This is a genomic window from Flammeovirga pacifica, assembly GCF_000807855.2.
GTDB lineage: Bacteria > Bacteroidota > Bacteroidia > Cytophagales > Flammeovirgaceae > Flammeovirga > Flammeovirga pacifica.
Window position 1 is genome coordinate 1434000 of record NZ_JRYR02000002.1, and the last position, 19009, is coordinate 1453008.

At 34.7% G+C, this 19009-nt stretch carries 8 protein-coding genes; 7 read left to right on the forward strand and 1 reads right to left on the reverse strand.

Translation table 11 applies throughout. The annotated features are described in order from the left end of the window. The first annotated feature begins 315 nt into the window (after positions 1-315). Together NH26_RS24110 and NH26_RS24115 are read left to right on the forward strand one after the other, a co-directional pair. Positions 316-4350: a T9SS type A sorting domain-containing protein gene (locus NH26_RS24110; protein WP_044217255.1), complete on the forward strand. Its 4035-nt coding sequence runs from the start codon at positions 316-318 to the stop codon at positions 4348-4350. Between the two features lie 280 nt (positions 4351-4630). Then, entirely contained in the window at positions 4631-6181 is a 1551-nt protein-coding gene (locus NH26_RS24115; RefSeq protein WP_052431707.1) for a sensor histidine kinase, read from the forward strand. A 140-nt stretch (positions 6182-6321) separates the two neighbouring features. Here the strand turns inward: NH26_RS24115 and NH26_RS24120 are convergent, their stop codons facing one another. After that, on the reverse strand, positions 6322-8748 hold the full coding sequence (locus tag NH26_RS24120; RefSeq protein ID WP_044217257.1) for a glycoside hydrolase family 2 TIM barrel-domain containing protein: 2427 nt from the start codon (positions 8746-8748) through the stop codon (positions 6322-6324). 379 nt (positions 8749-9127) lie between these two features. On the opposite strand from NH26_RS24120, the gene NH26_RS24125 reads away from it, so the two are divergent. The 5 genes from NH26_RS24125 to NH26_RS24145 all read left to right on the forward strand — a co-directional run bounded on the left by NH26_RS24125 (position 9128) and on the right by NH26_RS24145 (position 19009). After that, complete coding sequence (locus NH26_RS24125) at positions 9128-10534, forward strand: sulfatase-like hydrolase/transferase (protein ID WP_044217260.1); 1407 nt, start codon at positions 9128-9130, stop codon at positions 10532-10534. Positions 10535-10759: 225 nt separating this feature from the next. Next, a complete protein-coding gene (locus NH26_RS24130) occupies positions 10760-12169 on the forward strand; it encodes a sulfatase-like hydrolase/transferase (protein WP_044217262.1) in 1410 nt (469 codons plus the stop codon). A gap of 3 nt (positions 12170-12172) precedes the next feature. Beyond that, positions 12173-13282 carry a glycoside hydrolase family 43 protein gene (locus NH26_RS24135; protein ID WP_044217265.1) on the forward strand — a complete coding sequence of 370 codons (1110 nt, stop codon included), beginning with the start codon at positions 12173-12175 and terminating at the stop codon, positions 13280-13282. A 10-nt stretch (positions 13283-13292) separates the two neighbouring features. Further along, positions 13293-15845 (forward strand): glycoside hydrolase family 2 protein, encoded by a 2553-nt coding sequence (locus NH26_RS24140; protein WP_044217267.1) that lies wholly within the window; start codon positions 13293-13295, stop codon positions 15843-15845. A 5-nt stretch (positions 15846-15850) separates the two neighbouring features. Then, positions 15851-19009: a glycosyl hydrolase family 95 catalytic domain-containing protein gene (locus tag NH26_RS24145; RefSeq protein WP_084812371.1), complete on the forward strand. Its 3159-nt coding sequence runs from the start codon at positions 15851-15853 to the stop codon at positions 19007-19009.

Below are 19009 nucleotides of genomic sequence, written 5' to 3' on the forward strand. Positions count from 1 at the left end.
GCCTCCAACATTCTTTACGCCATCACATTTTGGTTCACGAGAATTAGACGGTTTCTTCTTGTTTTTTGACTCTGTTTTAGGCTTAATGATCTATTGGAGGTTGTTATGTTTTAGCGTAGAATTTTAATAGAATATTTAGAATATATACATAAAAAATAGGGTATCAAATAGTGTTATTGATAGATGAAGTAAGAATTTCAAACTATTATGTAATCAGTTTTCTGCTAGTATTGAGTCATTTTTGTGTCCCTACATTTTCATGACTTCTTGTTTATTTATGTTGAATTATTACTGACAGGAAACAAACACTTTTTTATGAAACAATTTTTTAAATTCTTCTTCTTTTTATTGCTCTTACCATTAATTATTACAGCTCAAACAACACTCAATTATTTTGTTCCTTACAACACACAAGGTGATAATTTAATACACGTAACCACAGCTGACCTCAATGGTATTGGTGTAAAAGACTTTGTAGTTGCCATGTCTTTAGAAGGAAAAATCATTGCATTTCAACATTCTAAAGAAGTCACTCAACCTGATAGTGATCATCGGTTATGGGAATACACAAATCTACCTTCTTTAGGTATACGCATTTTTGCTGAAAATGTAATCGCAGAAAGTAAAGGAGATGAAATCCTTCTACCCGGCACAGATGGACATCTTCGTTTATTATCTTCAACGGGTCAATTACTATTTGATAAAGAAATTAGTAGTGGTGCTTTATATACCGCTACTGTTGGAAAAAATAAAAATGGAGAAACCATTGTCATGACTTCTGGTGTAGATGGTCTTATCTATTTCTTAAATACTCAATTAGATATAATAAAAACGGTTCGTCCAAAGACCGATAAAACCAATAATAGAGCGGGAGTCATTAGACATTTAGTAGCGGGAGATTTTAATGGGGACGGAAGTGATGATGTGGCTGCGTTTATCAACAGAAAAAGTTTTCAAGGCAATTGCTTTATCGATTTAATTAATCTTAGCACTTTCCAACGACCTGAATATTGGAATCAATCTTCTGATTATATTATTGATGATACTACACCCGGACTTGGTTTTACAGATAAACAACTAGCATTTGCATATGATATTGATAATGATGGTGATGAAGAATTAGTGGCACATTGGGGAGTCTATTATCCTGAAAATGGTACAGGAAGCAGAGAGTTTTCTACTATGATCAATGAAAAAGAAAAACTTACCCTAAAAAAATATGAAAACTTTGCGCAACAATATTTAAAAGAAGAACATGGTTTTAAAGATCGTGATAAAGAAAAGTTAACCAATACGGGTAAATATTTAATGCAACATGGCCTGCCAGGAGATTTCAATAATGACGGACATCAACAGTTATTTATGCTCTATGGAGATGACTTATTTTTATCCACTTACTCCAAAGAAAATGCTGCTTTCTCTATCACTGATTATACTTGGGCAAATACTGAATATCACTTCTCTGGAATTGCTCGGTTAGAAGATCGAAATGGTGGATATGATAAAGTAGTGCTTTCCGGCCCCGTCAATGGAGACGATCATTATTACATTGTGGATGTGAGTACTGAAGATTGGAAAACTGAAGCTCGGAAAATAAATAATCGAGGTACTTTTAAAGAGGTGAATGATAATTTAGATCAATTGACAAACGACCTGTTAAGTGCCCCCTCAGAAATTGATGAGAATAGAGACCCTATTTGGTTTGTATCTTCTTCTTTTGGAGGTTATTTAAGTTGGGAAATGACCGATGCTAACATTGCTGAAAGAGTAGACAATACTTATGAACAAATGCAAGAGTGGTATCAGAAAATAGGTGGACAAAATAATATTCGCCTGGCGGTTACTTTACCTACTGAAATTTATGGTGAAACCACTCAAGGTGGACATCCCAATATTACTGCTGAAGGTATAATTAAATACTGTAAAGCATTGGCTCAAAAAGGGGTCTACTTTTGTGTCATCATTGGTCATGGTAACCATTTATATATGAACCCCAAAACCTTTGCCGATATTTATGAAGCTTCCATTGTAGATGGTGAATGTTATATGATGGCAAGAACAAAAGAATTAAAATCTAATGATTATTTCGATTTATATACTCCGCATTTAGATGCTGTCTTAGAAAAGTCCGACCTTTTAGATGTCCCTCCTCCCATGGTAATGCTGTGTGCTAAAGGAGCAATATTTAGTACATTCACCCAAAATCAAGGAGATGAATATTACCCAAAATATAAAGATGTTTTGGTACCCGGTGTTGAAAATTCTAATGTAGGTGTTCAAGATCTGAGTATACAAGAACGTGTGGGATTATGGATGCATGGCGATGTAAAAAATTGGGGATGTAACATCATTGGTGATAATCTATCGGCCAATCGAGTGGCGGAATGGGGCGGAATGAGAAATGCTCATGTGGTTTTACGACATCTCTTAGCCCAATATAGTCTTGGAGCAAAAGTATTCAGAATCACCTCGGTAACGAACAAAGACAACCCTTTATTTATTCGTGGAGATGTCACCGGGAAAGATAAAGAATGGAGTCAGCCTTTTCAAAAAGGAGTTTTGAATTTTCTGAAAATTGTAGAAAAAGGGGTCTATCCGCACCCACAAAACCCAGAAGAAATGAGGGGTATTTCACCACTTTCAGTCGCCATTTATGATAGAACAAATCGATTAAATAATATGTCGTATAAACATGATCACGATTTATATACTCCCGATAATAAAGAGTATGTATTAAGTAAACTTGCCTGTTGGGACGCTTATACAGATATATCTGAAAATGATATGACTAGTTATATCAGTGGAGCTAAAAGACGTTGGGATAATTTATTACCTCAATCTAAAGGTGGCTTTGTTACGGTAGTGCCTCACACAAAAAAAGAAGAAGTAGAGGATAACAAATGGTGTAATATTGCCTATCAAACCGATGGCAATGATTGGAAGGATTATAGTTTAGCTGAAGGTAGAGGGAAGATATTACAAGATTTAGAAAAACAGCGTCAGTTTTTAGATTTTTATGTAGATGGAGAATGTTTTTGGCAAACAGCTAGAAAAAAAGAAGATCCTCTCACCTATTACCTTATGATCATGGGGAATAGCTTTTTAACTCCAAAAGAAAGCATCGTTTCGATTAGGGCTGGTAGTACTATTGCCGGTGTATGCGAAATTAAAGATCAACTCACTGGTACAAGCATTGGATCTTTATATACAACCGAAAGTGATATACCCGTAAAAATAAAAAAAGGAGTTCCGAGATTTTTTAAAATTACTTTAACTCAAAAGACGAATGATCCTGTTCCAGAAAATGGCGACTTTGAAGCACAACTTTTAAATTGGAATTACGAAAAAAATGTAATGGCAACTAATGAGGTTTATTATGGTAATTATGCGGCAGAACTCACGGATAATACTAGCATGTACCAATGGAGAGAGGTAACTCCGGAAACGACTTACACCTTATCTGCGTTTGCAAAAATAAATGACTTTTCCGATGGAAAAGCAATATTTTCTGTACTTTCAGAAGAAAATAATACGTTAGGAAGTTGTCTTGTAGAAGAAACAAACTATACAGCTTACCGTATCAAATTTAAAGTTCCAAAAGATGTGCATCGACTAAAATTAGACTACACCAATCAAATTATCTCAAAAGGAAAGGCTTATTTAGATGAGGTGATTTTAAAGCCAACTGCCTATATCATTAATTCGGAATTTAATAAAGAATTTTTAGGATGGTCAACAGAAGGACAGGTAGAAATTGATCGTAATGAGATCATTGAAAATAATTGGCTAAAAATATCAGGTAAAGGAGAAGTACACCAATGGATTAAGACGTTACCTTCTACTACCTACAAAATTTCGATGACTACCCAAAAAAATCAACTTACTGCACAACCTCATTTTTATGTGAATAATGCCTCGGGACAGTCATATATTGAAGAAGTGATTACGGAGGGTGATTTACAACGTTCTACCTTTACTTTTACTACAAATGAAGAGGAAGAAGATACCAAAATTGGTTTTTTACAAGATGAAGATAACGCTATCTCTTTTTGGGTAGATCAACTCTCTTTAATAGTTGTTGAAAATGATGATGTTACCTCTATACAATCTGATGATTTACAATTGAAGATCTATCCTAACCCTGCTTCCGATGTTGTCACTATTAAAGCAGAACATATGAAAGGAATTAAGAAAGTATCAATACTTAATATTGTGGGTCAACCTGTTCTTTCTACTTCTTTTGAAAACAGCTTACAATTACCTGTTTCTTCTTTACAAAGAGGAACTTACATTGTTGATATATCAGATGAAAATGGACAGAGATCTATTGAAAAATTGATTATCAAATAAGATAAAAACTCAGGGCTTTAATAATAACAAGTCCTGAGTTTTTACATTATATTTTGATTTAACCATTCAGATTCAATTACTTCCTTATCATTTTTTATTCCCTCTTTTTCATACTTATTCCTCATGCCTAAATACATTATTATTGTACTCTACAAATAATGACCTTGTACCCTCATAGGAAAATCAAATTATTATCATTCTAACTTTTTAGAAGTGATAGAGGTTTGATATATTTAGTATATAGCTATCACACTAAAAACCTAATTATTAACCACTTAAAATGATTAAAAAGCAAAATTTAAATAATATAAATATCACAACTAAAATAATTATTGGTTTTGCAATTGTTACTGCCTCAGTTATTATTTCTATTTCTATTTCACACAGTAATTCAAATAAGATCATAAAAAGTGGCTATTGGATTTCACATACTCATGAAGTACTTACTCAATTAGGGAACATAGAAGCTTTACTAGTTAATTTAGAAACAGGGCAAAGAGGATATCTAATCACAGGCAAACAAGAATATTTAGAGCCTTTCCTAAATAGTAAAAAAATCATTCACAAAGAACTCAAATCAATAAGAGATTTAACTTCCGATAATGTAAAGCAGACCATCAGAATTGATTCCCTTAAGGTGACTGTTGATAAGAAAATTGAAGAATTAAACCTCACTATCGATTTACGAAAAAACGTTGGTTTTGAAGCAGCAAAGGAAATCGTTGATAATGATTCCGGTAAACTGTTTATGGATAAAATAAGAATACAAATTGCTGAAATTAAGCAAGAAGAATTATATTTATTAGGTATTCGGAGCCAACAACCTGAACAAATAAAAAGATCAAATTTTCTACTTCTTATCGCTCTGTTTGGGTTTACAACAATTATTATTATCATAGTTTCATTATACCTATACTACTCTATTAACAAACCAATTTATTACATCAGAGAAGGGTTAGAACACGTGGGGAACGGGAATTTGAATTTTAAATTCAACATACAATCAAAAAACGAATTTGGAATGCTTGCCCGATTTATTGAGTCTGTCTTACAGGAACTCAACGAAACTATTGTCTCAAAAAATGAACTAGAAGATGAAATTATTCGTCGAAAAAAAATTGAAACCGATCTGAATAAAATTAAAACCAAACTTGAAACTAGAAATAAAGAACTCGAACAATTTTCTTATATCAGTTCTCATGACTTACAAGAACCTTTAAACATCATTTTATCATTTTCAGAAATATTGATGAAAGAAAAAAATAAAATGAGCTGTACAGGACAAAAAAGTATTGATGTAATAGCTGAAAATACTTACAGAATGAGAGATTTAATAAAAGATGTTTTAGAGTATTCAAAAATTGGAAAGAAAACCAAGGAGACCGAGATTGATGTAGAAAAATTAATTGATGACGTATTAAAAACTGATTTAAAAGATTTAATCAATAAAAAACAAGCAAGCATAAAATACATAGGTGAACCTTTCAAAATAAAAGGACATAGATATGATTTAATAAAGCTATTCCAAAACCTTATCATTAACGGCATTAAATACACTGAAGAAAAAATTCTACCTGAGATTACAATTAATTCAGTAGAACAGGCTGATAATTATAAATTTTCTGTCTCGGATAATGGTATTGGAATTGAAGAATCTCACTTTGGTAAGATCTTTAAAATATTTCAAAGATTACATTCGCATGATCAATTTCCTGGTACAGGTATAGGGCTATCCTACTGTAAAAAAGTACTTGAATTACATAATGGTACAATATGGCTGACCTCAAAAGTAGGCTCCGGTTCAACATTTCATTTTACAATCTCGAAATGATAATCAGAGGTTAATTTGTTGAAAACTCTCACCTTAAGTTGACGGAAAATAGAACTCACAGAAAGTAGTATCAAAGAAAAAGCAACACCAACTTCATCAATAAAATAGGTAATGATAAAATTGGTGATGATATTGATTTTCTAATCCTTAGCTACAGCGATCTCTATCGACTTTTGTTTTACTCCTTTACCTTTCACTTTTAATATCGCTTTCCCTTCTATCTGTTTCGACTGTACTAATACCACTAATTTCCCATTAAAAGTTTTCATTTTAGGAAGGTGAAATAGCTCTAAAGAGGTTGCGTCTCCGTTACACACGGCTTTAAAAGAACCTTGACCTTGGACATTAAATGTGAGAGGAATATTAGCATTAGGGCAAAGATTACCTTCTTTATCTACCACAGAAACTGTGACAAAACTTAAGTCTTCCCCATCTGCATTAATAGTTTTTCTATCTGCTTCTAATTTAAAATGATGTGGTTTTCCGGCTGTATGAACTTCCTTTTCTGCTACCTTATTTCCTGCATCGTCATAGGCCACGACTTTCACTGTACCTGCTTGGTATTTTACATCCATCCATCGTAAACGATAACGATCTAATCGAGTATCTTTATCCTTAGTTCGTACTCCTTGACTCTTCCCGTTGATGAAGAGTTCTGCAGAATTATAGTTGGTGTAAACAAATACTGGGGTGGTTTCTCCTTCTCTACCTTCCCAATTCCAGTGAGGTAAAATATGTAACGTTTCTTCTGCTGTATTCCATCTACTTTTGTAAAGGTAAAAACGATCTTTAGGCATCCCTGCCAAGTCACAAATACCAAAATAAGAACTCCTTGATGGCCATTCTTCATTATATGGAGAAGGTTCTCCCAAGTAATCAAAACCCGTCCAGACAAACTCCCCTAAAACCCAAGGTTTATCGTCTTGTAAAATAAAATCGTCTTCAGGAATATTTGACCACGGACAAGCTTCATAATCATAAGAAGAACTTTGGAAATCATCGTACTTTTTCTTCTTAAATTCTTCTACAGGAAATTTATAAACTCCTCTAGAACTTACTGTTGAGGCGGTTTCAGATCCTAATACAAAACCTTGAGGGAATTTTTCAAAAGCTTCATCATAAAGATGTGTTCTATAATTTAATCCCGGTATATCTAAGATCGCCCCAAAACCACTTTCCATTACTGCTTTCACTTGGTCCATGCCCACCGTTACCGGGCGTGTTGGGTCTTCTTTATGAAAAATATCTTGTAACCATTTGGCTCTTTTTACTCCCACACTACCAAACTGATCTGGCACTTCATTCCCTGCACTCCACATAACGATAGAAGGATGATTTTTTAATCTTCTCACTAAATTTTCTATATCTTTTTGAGCCCAATCATCAAAAAATCTATGGTACCCATTGTCTACTTTTGGTTTCTTCCATTCGTCAAAACTTTCCGCAATAACCATCAAACCAATCTCATCACATAGTTCCATTTGTTCAATAGAAGGCATATTATGTGCAGTTCTAATGGCATCAGCTCCCATCTCTTTCATAATTACCAACTGACGTTTTAGTGCTGCTCTATTAATAGCAATACCTATAGGTCCTAAATCATGATGTAAACAAACACCTTTAAATTTCCTTTGTTTACCATTCAATTCAAACCCTTTATCCGCAGTAAAACTAATTGTTCGAATACCAAATGTCTTTTCTATTTCATCCGTTACTTTTCCCTTTTGATAAGCTGTAATTTTTGTTTGATATAAATAAGGGCTTTCAGGACTCCATAATTGAGGGTCTTTCACTTCCAAGATACTTTCAAATTGATTTCCATATTTAGTATTGGATGTTCCCTTCGCTATTACCTCATTTTCATGATTTACTATTTCGAAAGTTACCTGATCTACATCCCCATTTACTTGAGAGTTAACGACTACTTTTGCTTGACGATCATCGACAAAAGGAGTAGTGATAGTTGTACCCCACTGTTCAAAGTTGGATTCATTTTTAGTGATGAGGGTTACATTTCTATATATACCTGCACCAGGGTACCATCTTGAGGATTTTGGCTCATTGTGTAAACGTACTGCCAATGTATTGTCTCCTTCTTGTAAGTAAGAAGTGATATCAAAATAGAAGTAAGCATAACCATAAGGATGCTCTCCTACTTTCTTACCATTTATAAAAACTTGCGCTTCACTCATTGCCCCATCAAATTGAAGCAAGTATTGTTTACTATCAAGATTTTCATCTATATGAATTGTATTACGATACCACCCTGTGCCAATGTAAGGTAAGGCACCTGTTCTTCCCGATTTCTCTGTAGCTTTTTTTTCACCATCTTGAAAAATGGCTACTTTTTGAAGGTCATATTTTTTATCAAAAGGTCCTTTGATGGCCCAATCATGAGGTAAGCTAATTTGCTCCCATTGACTGTCATCAAAATTTTCATTTTTAAATAACTGATCATCGTTTTTAATAAACTTCCATCCCTCTCTTAAAATAAGTTCTTCCCTTGATTGATTTTGAGAAAAAACATATAATGGAAATAAAATAAATAAATAGAATATTCTTTTCATTTTGAATGCTGTTAGTATATCTGTTCTAATTCAAATTTAATCATTCAGTTACAAATAATCTGACTTTATTTTTCATTCCTGAACTCTTGATTAGAATGTATCAACAATTGGTTCAATTAGATGTATCGTGCTCAATTATTGTTATTATTTACATGATAAGTGCCTTTATAAATTCCGTGGTTTGAATGTAAACCATAGTACTACTATGAAGAAGTGGAAAAACTCAACAAAGAGAATTCCCATTTGAAAACATCTGTTTTTAGGCTAAAAACAATAACTGTAATCCTCAATAGATCTATTTATGCTATTATTTGATGAATTTAAACACCTTGCAAGACTAATTTTAAACCATCTTTAATCATTATCAAAATAAGATGAAATGAACTTCAAATTAATAATTACACTTTCCTTTTTCATAGGGGGATGTTTCAATGTATTCGGTCAAAAAGAGCATCAAAAACCTAATTTTGTTCTAATTCTAGCAGATGATTTGGGTTATGCTGATGTGGGATTTAATGGGAGTAAACAGATCCACACTCCTCATATTGATCAACTAGCAAAACATGGTATTCAAATTTCTCAAGGGTATGTGTCTGCTCCTGTGTGTGGACCTTCAAGAGCTGGATTAATGACTGGGCGAAATCAAGTAAACTTTGGTTTTGATAATAACCCCATTGTCGACCTTCCTCAATTTGATGAAAACTATATAGGTGTACCGGTAGAAGAAGTTACTATGGCAGACCGTTTGGCTGCTCTAGGTTATGTGAATGGTTTAGTAGGAAAATGGCACTTAGGAGAAGCCGATCATTTCCACCCTACCAAACGAGGATTTCATGAATTTTGGGGCTACAGAGGTGGGGGACATAATTATGTTCCTACAAAACCCAATGGAAAACCCTATCCAAATAATATTGAGAGTAATTATAAAACACCTCAACCCCTTACATATATTACAGATGACAAGGGAGATGAATGTGTTGATTTTATCAAAAGACATAAAAATGATCCTTTCTTCTTATTTGCTTCTTTCAATGCTCCTCATGCTCCTATGCAAGCATTAGAGAAAGATTTAGCACTTTATGAAAATATTGAAGACAAAAAGAGAAGAACTTATGCAGCAATGATTCATCGTTTTGATATCAATGTTGGAAGAATCATTAAAGAATTAAAAACACAAGGCCTTTATGAGAATACAGTCGTTGTTTTCTTAAGCGACAATGGAGGTCCATGTGATCATAATGCCTCAATTAATGCCCCATTAAATGGTCAAAAAGGTATTTTATTAGAAGGTGGAATTCGTGTTCCTTTTATCATTTCTTATCCACAATATTTGAAAAAAGGTGTTTATAATCAACCGATTACATCACTTGATTTAACCCCTACTTTTGTGGCTTTAGCAGGAGGTACTACTTCTAAAAAAGATAAATTGGATGGTGTAAACATCTATCCTTTCTTAACAAAAGAAGTCAAAGGTACTCCTCATGAAACAATGATGTGGCGCTTTACTATTAGTGCTGGTATCAGAAAAGGAAATTGGAAACTGATTCGTCTTCCAGACCGATTACCAATGTTATTCAATTTAGATAAAGATCCTTCAGAATTAAATGATGTGGCAGATGAACACCGTGATATGGTGGTAGAAATGCTAAAACAATTGGGAGATTGGGACGTATCATGTCCTCAAATTTTATACATGGAAGGTAATCGTTGGAGAAGAGAACAAGTAAATTTATATGATGTTAACTATCAATTAGAGCAACCTGAATCTTCGAAAAAGAAAATATAAAATAATGCAAGTGTTCTTTCTTCTGATGGAACACTTGTTATTCATATTTATCTAAAAAATACTCAACTAACCTAACACATCAGAATTTATAGATAGAACTTGTTCTAAGAGTGCAATTAATATTATAAAATTTCTATTGTAATTTCTGTGCTAATTTAAGCCGATTTTTTCCCCTTTTATCCCATCTATTTTGGTAATATTTAATCATTATCAAACAAACTTGAAATGAACAATCCACTTTTTATATCGCTCTTGATTTTTTTAGGAGTAACTTCTCCTATTTTTTCACAAAATAAAAGTGATCAACCGAACTTTGTTATCATCCTTGCCGACGATCTTGGCTATGCTGATGTAGGTTTTAATGGAAGTACACAGATCAAAACACCGCACATAGATCAATTGGCAAACGAAGGAATTAAATTTACACAAGGGTATGTTTCTGCTCCTGTTTGTGGACCTTCTAGAGCTGGATTAATGACAGGACGAAACCAAGTTAATTTTGGTGTAGACAATAATATCACTGCTAATTTACCTCAGTTTGACGACAATTATGCAGGTGTTCCTGTAGAAGAAATTACGATAGCAGACCGATTAGCGAAATTAGGATACGTCAATGGAATTGTGGGGAAATGGCACTTAGGAGAAGCGGATCATTTTTTCCCAACGAAAAGAGGTTTCCATGAATTTTGGGGCTACAGAGGTGGCGGTCATAATTACTTTCATCAAGACCCAGACGGTAAAAAATACAATCGTGCTTTAGAATCGAACTACAAAGAACCTCAACAAATCACTTACCTAACGGATGATAAAGGGGATGAATGTGTAGATTTTATCAAAAGACATAAAGAAGAGTCTTTCTTTTTGTATGCGTCTTTCAATGCCCCACATGCACCAATGCAAGCATTAGAGAAAGATTTAGCACTCTATGAAGATATTGAAGACGAAAAAAGAAGAACGTATGCTGCAATGATTCACCGTTTTGATATTAATGTAGGTAGAATTATCAATGAACTAAAAACACAAGGAGTGTATGAAAACACAGTGATTGTTTTCTTAAGTGATAATGGAGGTCCTTGTCATAGTAATGCGTCTTTAAATGCTCCGTTAAATGGACAAAAAGGCGTTTTATTAGAGGGCGGCATCCGTGTTCCTTTTGTGATTTCTTACCCCAATAAATTGCAACATGGTGAATATCATCAACCTATTTCTTCTTTAGATCTCACACCCACTTTTGTGGCTTTAGCTGGAGGAAAAACAACCGAAAAAGACAAGTTAGATGGGGTGAATATCTACCCTTATATCACTAAAGAAATAAATGGAAACCCTCATGAAACAATGATGTGGCGTTTTACTATCAGTGCCGGTATCAGAAAAGGAAATTGGAAATTAATTCGCCTTCCAGACCGTTTACCAATGCTTTATAATATCGATAAAGATCCTTCAGAACTAAATGATGTAGCGGCAGAAAACCGTGATCTAGTGGTTTCTATGTTAAAAGAATTAGGCGATTGGGATGTTTCTTGTCCTCAACCTTTGTATTTGGAAGGTGCTCGATGGAGAAAGAAGCAAGTGGGATTGTATGATAAAAAATACAAACTGACACAACCTGAATCATCAAACAAAAAAATGAAATAGAAAATGAGATATAGTTTAATTATAAGTTTGGTATTGCTTTTTTCTTGTCAAGAAAAAGTATCAAAATTCACGCCTGGTGAGAAGTGGCTCGACAATAATGGGGTACATATTAATGCACATGGTGGAGGAATTCTTGATCATGAAAACACCTATTATTGGTTTGGTGAACATAAAGTTGATGGGAAAATAGGCAACACTTCGCAGGTAGGTGTTCATTGTTATTCTTCTAAAGATTTATACAATTGGACAGACGAAGGAATTGCACTTTCTGTGAGTAATGATACTACTTCTTTACTAATCAAAGGTTGTGTTATTGAACGTCCAAAAGTGATTTATAATGCTAAAAGCAAGCAATTTGTGATGTGGTTTCATCATGAACTAAAAGGACAAGGCTATAAAGCTGCTATGACGGGTGTTGCGGTAAGTGATCAGATCACAGGGCCTTATCAATACCTTAAAAGTGTAAACCCCAATAGTGGAATTTGGCCAATAGATTACCCTGATAGTTTAAAAACTAAAAATTACAATTTAGAGAGTATAAAAAAATGGTCTAAAGAATATTTTAATGCCGCTGCTGAAGGTGTTTTTCTTCAGCGTGATCTTCAAAAAGGACAAATGGCAAGAGATATGACGCTCTATGTTGATGTTGATGGTAAGGCGTATCATATTTTTTCTTCTGAAGAAAATACTACTTTACATATCGCTGAATTAACGGATAATTACCAAGATTTTACAGGAAAATATACAAGAGCACTTGAAGGGCAATGTAACGAAGCTCCTGCAATCTTCAAAAAAGGAGAAAAATACTATATGATTACTTCTGGGCTGACGGGATGGAAACCAAATGCAGCAAGATCTGCTGTGGCTGATCATCCTCTTGGTCCTTGGACTTCTTTAGGAAATCCTTGTAGAGGAAGTGAGGGTGATAATAATACTACCTTTAAATCACAAAGTACTTATGTTTTACCTTTAAAAGGAAAAGAAGATGAATTCATTTTTATGGCAGATCGTTGGACACCTGAAAATGCAATTGATGGTAGGTATATATGGCTTCCTATAGAATTTGAAGAAGATAAGCCTGTGATTAAATGGCAAAATGAATGGTACTTTTAGCTAAAATCAAATGAAAAAAACTATAATAGCATTACTCTTTATAACTTCATTTTTCTCATGTTCTGTTGAAAAAGAAAATAGCGTAAGACAAAAAATAAACATTAATAGAGACTGGACTTTTACTTTTAGTGAGGAAAGTGATGACTTCTCTTCTTCTAAAAAAGAAGGAAAATGGGAAGGCGTGGGTATTCCGCATAGTTTTAGTATTCCTTATTTCAGATCAGAAAGTTTTTATGTTGGATACGGATGGTATCAGAAGAATTTAGAAATTAATAAAGATTGGCTTGGTAAGGTGATCAAATTAGAATTTGATGGAGTGTTCCAAGTAGCAGAAGTATTTCTAAATGGCAAAAAAGTAGGTGAACATCATGGCGGATACACTAGTTTCCAAATCGATATATCAAATGCAGTGAAAGAAGGTGAGAACCTTTTGGCGGTGCGTGTGAATAATATTTGGGATGCACAACTTGCTCCTAGAGCTGGAGAACATGTATTTAGTGGAGGTATCTATAGAGACGTTTACCTTAATATCACAGATAAATTATATATCGATTGGCATGGCGTGGCTATCACAACGCCTAATATAAGTACAGAGAAAAGTGATGTAAAAATCGCTACAACCATCAAAAATGAATCTTCTCAAAGCAAGACTTTTGAATTGGTGTCTCAATTAATTGATGCTGATGGTAATGTGATTTCAGAATTGAAAAATACTCAGACCATCGAAGGAAATAACACAGGGGAAATTCATCAAGAAACCAAAGATATAGAGCAACCTCATTTATGGACTTTGGAAGATCCTTACCGTTACCATATTCAACAATCGGTGTATGAGGCTTCAAAATTAGTAGATCAAAAGACTACGAAATTTGGTTTTAGATGGTTTGAATGGACCGCGGATAAAGGGTTCTTTTTTAATGGAAAACACCTATTTTTAGAAGGCGTCAATGTACATCAAGATCACGCAGGATGGGGAGATGCTGTGACAAAAGCAGGTATCTACAGAGATGTGAAATTGATGAAAGAAGCGGGTTTTAATATGGTTAGAGGGTCACATTATCCTCATCACCCGTATTTTACAGAAGCTTGTGATGAATTGGGAATTTTCTTTATTCCTGAAAATTGTGTGTGGGGTATTGGCGGTTTTATTGATGAAGGCAATTGGAAATCGAGTACTTACCCAACCAAAGAAGAAGATTGGGAAGCCTATAATTTAAGTGCTGAAAAGACTCTAAAAGACTTGATTGCAAGTAACAGAAATAGTCCTTCAGTGATTGCTTGGAGTATGAGTAATGAGCCTTTCTTTACTTCTTCTAAAGTGATAGAACCCATGAAGAAATTACTGGTGGATTTAGTAGATGAAGCACACAAATTAGATCCGACTAGACCTGCTATGATTGGTGGAGCCCAACGTCAAAAAGTTGATGTATTGGGAGATATCGCTGGTTATAATGGTGATGGTGCTACGCTTTACAAAAATCCAGGATTTCCGAACATGGTGAGTGAATATGGATCTTGTGTAACAGACAGACCAGGTGATTATACTGCTTGTTGGGGTCACGTCACAGACGGTGAAAAACCAGAATGGAGAAGTGGTCATGCCATTTGGTGTGGTTTTGATCATGGTAGTATTGCGGGCAATATGGGCGAAATGGGTATTGTAGATTATGCTAGAATCCCTAAACGTTCATGGTATTGGTACCGTAATTATTTCAGAGGTATTGCCCCTCCAGAATGGCCAGAAAAAGGGACTCCTAAAGGATTGAAATTATTTGCAGATAAAACAACAATTAAAGGAACAGATGCCACCGATGATATACATCTTAATGTACAAGTATTGGATGAAAATGGTGTTCATATCTCAAATAGTCCTGAAGTTACTTTAACCATTATCTCTGGTCCGGGTGAATTTCCAACGGGTAGAAGCATCACTTTTAAAGAAACAACAAGAAATGATATTCAAATATTAGACGGTCATGCTGCCATAGAATTTAGAAGTTATGAAGGCGGAAAAACGATCATTGAAGCGACTTCTAAAGGTTTGAAATCGGCACAAATTGAAATTACTACAGAAGGTCTTCCAAAATTTGAAGCAGGTGTAACTCCACTTGTCAAAAACAGACCTTATCAAGATTATAGATGGCAAAAAGCGATAGAAACGGGTACTTCTGTAAAAGTGTCGGATGCGCGCCCTACACGAACAAATTCAAAAGGTACAAAACCTGCTTCTTTAGCCAATGATGGGCATAAATGGACAAAATGGGAAGCTGTTTTGGAAGATGGTGCCTTATGGTGGGAATTAGATATGGAAAACTTTTACACGATAGAAGAGGTCAATATTCTTTTTACATCTAAAACTAAAGTGATAATAGAACTAACGTCTTCAGTGAATCAAAAAGACTGGATTCCTCTTGAAAGTGCTGTTTACAATACAAAAGAAACACCTTACCTAGAGTGGAAAATAAAAGAAACGACTAAAGTAAGGTTCTTACGATTCACATTTAAACAAAAAGAAAAAACACTTTCGATTGGTGAAATTGAAGTGTTTGGTAATACAAACTAAATGAAATGAAAAGTTATTATTTAATATTACTCTGTTTTGTTGGGTTATTATTTATCAACCCCTTAAAAGCAAAAGAAATAAATGCTCCTGATAAGGTAGTGACGTATAAAACTATTGATAATATAGATTTAAAACTTCACTTCTTTTATCCCCCTAACCATAAAGCAACAGACCAAACAACGGCCTTATTGTTTTTCCATGGCGGCGGTTGGAATGGCGGTGCACCTAGTCAACTTTATGCACAAAGTGAATACCTTGCTTCTAGAGGTTTAGTAGTGGTAAGTGCTCAATATAGAGTCAATAAAGCTAACGGAACTTCTCCAATAGAGTGTGTAAAGGATGGGAAATCGGCCATGCGATGGTTGAGAACTCACGCCAATGAATACGGTATCAATGCCAATGAAATTCTTGCAGGCGGTGGTTCAGCAGGCGGTCATGTAGCCGCAGCTTTGGCCATTATTGATGGTTTTAATGAGGAAGGTGAAGATACTTCTGTAAGTTGTAGACCAGAAGCATTAGTCCTTTTTAATCCAGCACTTCATAATGGAAAAGAAGGCTATGGATATAATAGAGTAAAAGACTATTGGGAGGATTTCTCTCCTTTTCATAATATAGACAAAAATACCCCTCCAACACTGATAATGTTGGGAACGAAAGACACAGTCTTTAAACCAAAGTTAGCCAAGGAGTTCAAAAATAAAATGGATGAAAATGGTGTGCGTTGCGATCTTAAATTATACCAAGATCAAGTTCACGCTTTTTTCAACAAAGACATGAATTTAGAAATGCATTATCAAACGATGATAGATGCAGATCAGTTCTTAATTTCTTTAGGTTATTTAAAAGGACAACCGAAAGCTTTAAACACTTTTTTAGCTGAACACAAGGAAGAAAATGCTTTAAGATTATGGTATGATGCTCCTGCTAAAGACTGGCAATCTCAAGCCTTACCGATTGGAAATGGCTATATGGGAGCGATGTTTTTTGGAGGAATCAACAAAGAGCAAATTCAATTTTCTGAAGGTACTTTATGGAGTGGCGGTCCCGGTAGCAACGAAGATTATAATTTTGGTGTGAGAAAGGATGCTTGGAAACACTTAGCTCCTGTGCGTAAATTATTAGATGAAGGTAAATTTGAAGAAGCACATGCCTTGGCGAAAAAGGAACTGACAGGTGTGCTGCATAAAAGTGAGAATGACCTAAGTACATTTGGTGATTATGGTGCGCAACAAACCACAGGTGATATTTTTATCACTGTCAATCACTCTGAAAAAGTAAGCAATTACAAACGTAGTTTAGATATCGAAAAAGCAGAAGGATATGTTACTTATAACATAGGTGATAACCATTATAAAAGAACCTACTTTGGTAATTATCCATCAAAATTAATGGCTTATAAGTTTGAATCTGATCAGGCTGAAAATTATACCATTGCTTTTTCATCTCCTCATAAAAAAACAAAGGAATCGTTTAAAAAAGGACTTTATTCTTATCAAGGAGAAGTAATTGACAACGGTATGCAATTTGAAACTTGCCTCAAGATAGCATCTGATGGTAAAGTGAGTTTTGATGAAGGAAAAATTAAAGTCAAAAATGCAAAATACTTTGTGGCGTATCATGTAGCCACAACAGACTATATCAATCAATACCCTACGTATACAGGGAATGATTTTATTGGAGAGAACAAGCAACTAATACATCAATTAAAAGGAAAATCATTTGAAGATCTTCAAAAAGAACACCGTTTAGATTATCAAAATTTATTTGAAAGAGTAGATTTTCATTTAGGATATAAAGAAGGAGAAGACCTTCCTACAGATCGTCGTTTAATGGCTTATTCTAAAGGAAAAAATGATTTTTGGTTGGAACAATTGTATTTCCAATTCAGTCGTTATTTAATGATTTCTTCTTCAAGACCGGGTACAATGCCAATGCATTTACAAGGAAAATGGAACAACTCTACCAACCCTGCATGGGCATGTGATTATCATATGAACATCAACCAACAAATGCTGTATTGGCCTGCAGAAGTTGCCAATTTAAGTGAGTGTGAAGAGCCTTTGAACGATTATATTGAAAGTTTAGTTGAGCCGGGAAAAGTAACCGCCAAAGAGTTCTTTAATGCGAGAGGTTGGACGGTCAGTACTATGAACAACCCATTTGGATATACTTCTTCTGGATGGGGTTTCCCATGGGGATTCTTCCCCGCAGGTGCAGGTTGGATTTCACAGCATTTATGGGAACATTATGAGTTTACACAAGATGATCAATTCTTGAAAAATCAAGCCTATCCAATTATGAAAGAGGCGGCTTTATTTTGGGTAGATTATCTTCAAGAAGATGAAAAAGGAAATTTAGTTTCCTACCCTTCTTATTCTCCTGAACATGGAGGGATTTCAAAAGGAGCATCAATGGATCATCAAATTGCATGGGACTTATTTAATAACTGTATAGCTGCTTGTGAGGTACTCGAAATTGATGCAGATTTTAAAAAGGAGATCACAACGATTAGAGATAAAATTGCTCCTCCAACCATTGGTTCATGGGGACAACTACAAGAATGGATGGAAGATGTTGACGATCCTGATAACAAGCACCGACACGTTTCTCATCTGTATGCCTTACACCCCGGCAAGCAAATCTCCTTAGAAAAAACACCCGAATGGGCAGAAGCTACGAGAGTAAGTTTAAATGCTAGAGGTGACGGAGGAACAGGTTGGTCATTAGCATGGAAAGTCAATTTCTGGTCGCGTTTAAAAGACGGGGATAGAGCGTATCAATTATACAGAAGGTTGTTACAACCTATCGGTTTTGAAGACGAGAGTATTCATAGTTCAGGAACTTACGCCAATCTGTTTTGTGGTCATCCTCCTTTCCAATTAGACGGAAATATGGGCGGTGCAGCAGGTATGGCAGAAATGTTGATTCAGTCGCAAACGGGTACTTTAGAAATTCTCCCTGCCCTTCCTAAAGCATGGAAGAGTGGCAGTGTAAAAGGTTTAAAAGCCAGAGGCGGATATGTAATAGACATTTCATGGAAAAATGGAAAACTGAAAACATTAAGCATCACTTCAGTGAAAAACGGACCTTGTACTTTACTTTATAAAGGTAAGCAACAAGTGAAAGAAATGGTGGCAGGTGAAACAGTGGAAGTGAAATTTTAA

What these genes read in the sequence shown, in the direction of transcription:
- NH26_RS24110 (WP_044217255.1), top strand. Translation starts at nt 316, where the DNA reads ATGAAACAATTTTTTAAATTCTTCTTCTTTTTATTGCTCTTACCATTA.
- NH26_RS24115 (WP_052431707.1), top strand. Translation starts at nt 4,631, where the DNA reads ATGATTAAAAAGCAAAATTTAAATAATATAAATATCACAACTAAAATA.
- NH26_RS24120 (WP_044217257.1), bottom strand. Translation starts at nt 8,748, where the DNA reads ATGAAAAGAATATTCTATTTATTTATTTTATTTCCATTATATGTTTTT.
- NH26_RS24125 (WP_044217260.1), top strand. Translation starts at nt 9,128, where the DNA reads ATGAACTTCAAATTAATAATTACACTTTCCTTTTTCATAGGGGGATGT.
- NH26_RS24130 (WP_044217262.1), top strand. Translation starts at nt 10,760, where the DNA reads ATGAACAATCCACTTTTTATATCGCTCTTGATTTTTTTAGGAGTAACT.
- NH26_RS24135 (WP_044217265.1), top strand. Translation starts at nt 12,173, where the DNA reads ATGAGATATAGTTTAATTATAAGTTTGGTATTGCTTTTTTCTTGTCAA.
- NH26_RS24140 (WP_044217267.1), top strand. Translation starts at nt 13,293, where the DNA reads ATGAAAAAAACTATAATAGCATTACTCTTTATAACTTCATTTTTCTCA.
- NH26_RS24145 (WP_084812371.1), top strand. Translation starts at nt 15,851, where the DNA reads ATGAAAAGTTATTATTTAATATTACTCTGTTTTGTTGGGTTATTATTT.